The sequence below is a fragment of the Bacillus sp. AFS001701 genome (assembly GCF_002559405.1).
Taxonomy (GTDB): domain Bacteria; phylum Bacillota; class Bacilli; order Bacillales; family Bacillaceae_G; genus Gottfriedia.
Genome location: NZ_NTZO01000574.1, coordinates 1 through 5,207, shown reverse-complemented (window position 1 = coordinate 5,207; position 5,207 = coordinate 1). Strand labels below are relative to the sequence as shown.

Genomic DNA, 5,207 nt, shown 5'->3' with positions numbered 1-5,207 from the left:
ATAACGAGAATGTCATTTCCAAAAAAAAAATATCACCATATAATAACCTTAATGTTTTGAATAGTCTAAATTTTATATTTTAACTAATGGTTTAATTCCACTATCCTAAAATCAATTCATGTTAGTGGTGATGCATAAGAAAACATTAGATTATCTGAAAAATAGAAACAAAACAGCAGCAAATACCAAGTTAATGATTCTTTCTTTTGATATTATCAGCCAGTATTTACAAATTGATCAATATAAAAAAATATGGAGGTTAACAAATGAGTACAAAGATGACAAAACGAATTACTTCATTATTCATTTCTTCTATTTAGTAGTTTGGTTTTTGCCTCAATTAAAAAGTCACTAAATGCAACTAAGAACCCACCCAAGTGTATCACCAGTCTCGCTCTCCTATTCTCAAAAGTTACTACAATTTAAAAGGTGAAACACAGGATAAAGATAGTTCCAAAGCTGATGTTACAGCAGAAGAAAAATTCACTTCACTATAAGAGAAAGTTGTAACAGTTACTGTGAGTGTTTACTGCAGTGTAAGCAGGGTCTACATATGTACAATTCAATCTTGGAACTGCTGTTTTAAACGTTGAAAAAATATTTCTAAAGACGCACTTGTTTTAGGTCAAATATCAAGATGAGTTAAGAGGAGGAAAGTGGATGATGAGGAAGAAAAAAGGTTTTCCTTACAAAGTAATTACTACAGCAACTTTAGCAGCATTGTTGTTAACATCAACGGGTTTTGCAGAAGAAACAGAAAGTAACACGATTCCATCTCCAAGTATTGAGGACATTGTAAAGAAAGGTCAAAAAATTTTCTTAGATGAAGAGAAGCATTTAAATGAAGATCAAGTAGATGAACTAGGTTATAAGGATTTAAGTGAAAATGGTATTGTTAAAGCTTATAACCCAAATGAACAGGTACGAGTAATAGTTGAAGTAGAACAACCAGAATCTATTGATATTTCTCCTAAAGAAAAAAAGAAGCAACAAAAGCAAAAACAAGATGACGTTTTAGCAAAAATTTCAAGGCAAAGATCAGTTTCCAAGGTAAAAAATCGTTTCTTTGAAGGCTTTAATGGGTTTAGTGTTGAAACAGAATTTCGTAATGTTAAAGAAATACAAAACACGCCTGGGGTTGATAATGTACATATTGCAAAAACTTTTGAACCATCAATGGGTGCAAGCAAAGAATTGGTACAAGCTCAATATGTATGGCAGCAATATGGTTATAAAGGTGAAGGGTTACTAGTTGCGGTTATAGATTCTGGAATTGATTATACTCATAAAGATATGACACTTACTGAAAAAGGTAAAAAAAAGGAAAAATGGACAGAATCAAATATCCAAAATAAGTTCGCTGAAACTGAAGTAAATGAGAAATGGTACAGTGACAAAGTACCTACTGGTTATGATTGGGCGGATGATGATACTGATGTAATACCTCATGGTCAATATGGAAGCCCTCACGGTACACATGTAGCAGGTACAGTAGGAGCAAATGGTGACGAATCAAATGATGGCGTACAAGGAATTGCGCCGGGAGTGCAACTTTTAGCTGAAAAAGTGTTTTCTGATAATGGCGAAGGAGCTTATGAGGATGACATTATCGCTGGTATTGAGCACGCAGTAACAATGGGAGCAGATGTTATTAACATGAGTTTAGGAACTGATGCTGGATTTGTTGGTGAGGACAACGATCCGATTCAGAAGGCAATTCACGTAGCAACAGAACATGGCACACTTGTAGTAGTTGCTGGTGGGAACGCTGCTTACAGCACTAAAAATGATCTAATACAATCTTCTTTACAACCCTATGCCGAAAATCCAGATATTGGTACAGTGAGTGAACCAGGTGTAAGTCCATATGCAATTTCAGTTGCTTCATATGAAAATTCGAAAATACATATGAACACCCTTGAAGAAGAAAATGGAATTCAGCTTCCATATCAAGATCAAACCCAGTTTAACTTTAAGTTTTCTAAAGTTTTATCTCCATTTGAAAGTTACGAGATGATTTATGTAGGTGAAGGTAGAACTGAAGATTTTAAAAATAAAGATGTTACAAATAAAATTGTAATTGCAAAACCAGACCAAATTTATGGCTCATACAGTCATATTCAATACGAAGCAAGTAGAAAGGGTGCTAAAGCAGTTATTTTAGTACCATCGAATACAGATGTTGACTATCAATTTGTCTACTTTAGTCCATATTATACACCAGCGGCAACAACAGGCAAAGCAATCGGTAATACGTTAATTTCTAAGTTAACAAGCGGTTATATCGTTAAAATGAAATTATCAAAAGGAATTTATATTGATAATCCAAGTAAAGATACAATGTCATATTTCTCATCTTACGGAACTCCACATACATTAGACTTTAAACCTGAGTTATCAGCACCAGGCGGTAATATTTATTCAACTGTTCCAGGCAATGAGTATGAGGTTATGAGTGGAACATCAATGGCAACTCCACATGTAGCAGGTGGATCTGCACTTTTATTACAATCCTTATATGAAAAAGGTTTAGCTCATTCAAAGAAAACAGCTTTAAAAGCTAAAATTGCTTTAATGAACACGTCTAAAATTGTACAAGATCCACGGACAAATTCTGAAGTTCCTTACTCACCACGAATTCAAGGGTCTGGTTTGATGCAAATACAAAATGCAATTAAAACACCTGTACTGGTGACAAGAGAAAAAACTCCTCTAGAACAAGCAGGATCAGTTGCATTAAAAGAGATTAATAGCAATAATGTCCAATTTAAATTGAATTTAGATGCACTTCAAAACAATAAAGATAAAGAAGAATTTGAATACAGAGTTTATGTAGATGTCCTAACAGACGGCAAAGAAACGAAAGAATTTGACTTAGACAATGATGGTACATTGGATTCAAAAGAGTATTTAACATTAAAAAATGAGCGAATACAAGGGGCCATAGCTTCTGTGAATGGAGAAAAAGTATCTAATTCACAAGGAAAGATATTAAAAATTAAGACAGGACAAAACAAGAATCTCGATATTCAAATTGAATTACCTTCTAAATTAAAGAAAGGGATTTTTGTTGAGGGATATGTACGACTAGTTCCAACAGGTCAAAACGCAGATTTAGCTGTTCCAATTTCTGTACCATATATGGGCTACTACGGAAAATGGGATCAACCACATAATATTGACCCTGTGGCATGGGATAAAGATGCTTACTTGGGTTACACAACTCTTTGGAATGATGAACCAGGTTCAGAAGGTACATTCCCACTAGGTTATGATCCGAAAATAGGAACATTTAACAAAAGTCGAATGGTTATTTCTCCGAATGCAGTCTTTAAAAATGTTTTCTCAACTTTTACGACACTAAGAAACTTACAAAAGACTGAAATGTATGTTGAGAATGAAAATGGTGAAATGATTCAATATCTTGGTGACTTTAGTGAATATACAGGAAAGCCATGGAAATTCCGTAAAAATATTATGTCTTATGGTAACTATTTAAATGGTGGTTATTTGTGGGATGTAAAAGACCAAAATGACCAGGTAGTCAAAGATGGTAATTATAACTATGTAATAAAAACAACTCTAGATTATAAGAATGCTAAACCACAAGTTGTAAAACTGCCTATTCAAGTAGATTCTGTTGCTCCAGTCGTTTCGGATATTAAAGTACAACCGAAAGATGGACAATATGAAATCTCTTTCAAAGCAGTAGACAATGAAAATGGTAGTGGATTTAAAGTTGGAATTATTTGGTATAACGGTAAATATAAGCCATTACAGATTGGACAGACATCAGTCCTTGTGAATGAAGAACCAAAAAGCGTCGTCGTACTGGGCTCTGATTATGCATATAATCATGGATATTCAGTGTGGGGAGACCCTTCATATATTAATGAGGAAATGCTAGTTAGCTACTTTAGTGTATGGCCAAATGAAAATATTAGTGCAAGTATATCTGCTGGAATCAATGCATTTGCTAATAACAATGTAAATTGGACAATCAATATAAAAGACATAAATGGAAAAGTAATTGATTCTTTTGTAGTTGAAAATGAAAACGAAATCCATTTGAACTGGACGCCTGAGTCAGATGTTCCAAATGGTACGTATTTTGTATCAGCAGAAGTTGTAAATAAACAAGGTTTTAAAGTAACTACAACCCCACAAACTGTTACTGTAGTACAAAAATAGAATGAAAAAATGCCATTAGGTTTCCTCAAAATATTAAATAATAGTTTAATTCAGGTTCACAATTATAAAATTGAATGCTTTTTAGTGTTAAGAACCTTTCAAAATAGAAATTAAAGGGAGAAACTAGGCGTGATTGGATTAATAATCAGTATTGTTGGTATCTACTATTTTACTAAAAGGAAAAAAATAGGTTCTAGTCTATATGGGCCTATTACAGCAATAGGTGGTGGACTTGTGCTATCAATTTCTTTGATGTTATTTAGAGAGTGGATGAATGCACTTGGTTTTACATGCTTAATGCTTTTCTATTATTTATTGGTTTCGGCACTATTCTTTTTTGTTAAAAAAAATAAGTTATGGAAGAAATTATCTGGATTGTGTGCTGTATTAATATTAACAATGATCTTTATAATTAATTCTCCAGTACAAAAAACAGAACAAACTTCAGAGAAAAGTAAGTCCGAAAAAGTTATAGAAACTAGTGGAAAAGAAACAAATAAAAACGAGAAAGTATCAAAGGACAAAATTGTAGAAATAGCTAGTAAAGAAAATGCTAATAGCGACTCAAAGAAAGTGGAGAAAAAACAAAATGTTCCTTCAACATCAAAACAATTAATGAATGAAGTTAAAAATGGAAACTTAATACCTGTATACTTTAGTATCAACAACTGAAATCTGTGCGCCACCTTCTCGTTGACACACCAGAAGAAAAGAAACCGGGTGTTTGTGGTGAATTTTAGTTTAATACTAAGGAGATGAAAGGTGATGTTTTTAAAGAAAAAATCATACTTGGGAGAGAAAAATGGCGTTTCCTACTTGAATGGAGAAGTTAAATTTCTAAGTGTTTCATTAAATGTTTACAGTTATTTAGTGGATGGTGTATTAATTGATACGGGATCGCAGTCCTTACATAGATATTTCGAATCTTTTATTGACCAAGCAGATTTTGATCAAGTAATGATAACTCATTCTCATGAAGATCCTTCAGGTTGTGCTGCTTATATTGAAAAAACTAA

General features: G+C 33.1%; 3 protein-coding genes. All 3 read left to right on the top strand.

Annotated elements, in window-relative coordinates; genetic code table 11:
* Nucleotides 1-660 precede the first annotated feature (660 nt).
* A complete protein-coding gene (locus tag CN514_RS23230) occupies nt 661-4,191 on the top strand; it encodes a S8 family serine peptidase (protein ID WP_286141807.1) in 3,531 nt (1,176 codons plus the stop codon).
* 129 nt (nt 4,192-4,320) lie between these two features.
* Nucleotides 4,321-4,863, top strand: a complete 543-nt coding sequence (locus CN514_RS23225) for a hypothetical protein (RefSeq protein ID WP_098234598.1) — start codon at nt 4,321-4,323, stop codon at nt 4,861-4,863.
* A gap of 93 nt (nt 4,864-4,956) precedes the next feature.
* On the top strand, nt 4,957-5,207 hold a 251-nt coding region (locus tag CN514_RS23220; protein WP_353652091.1), incomplete at its 3' end, for an MBL fold metallo-hydrolase.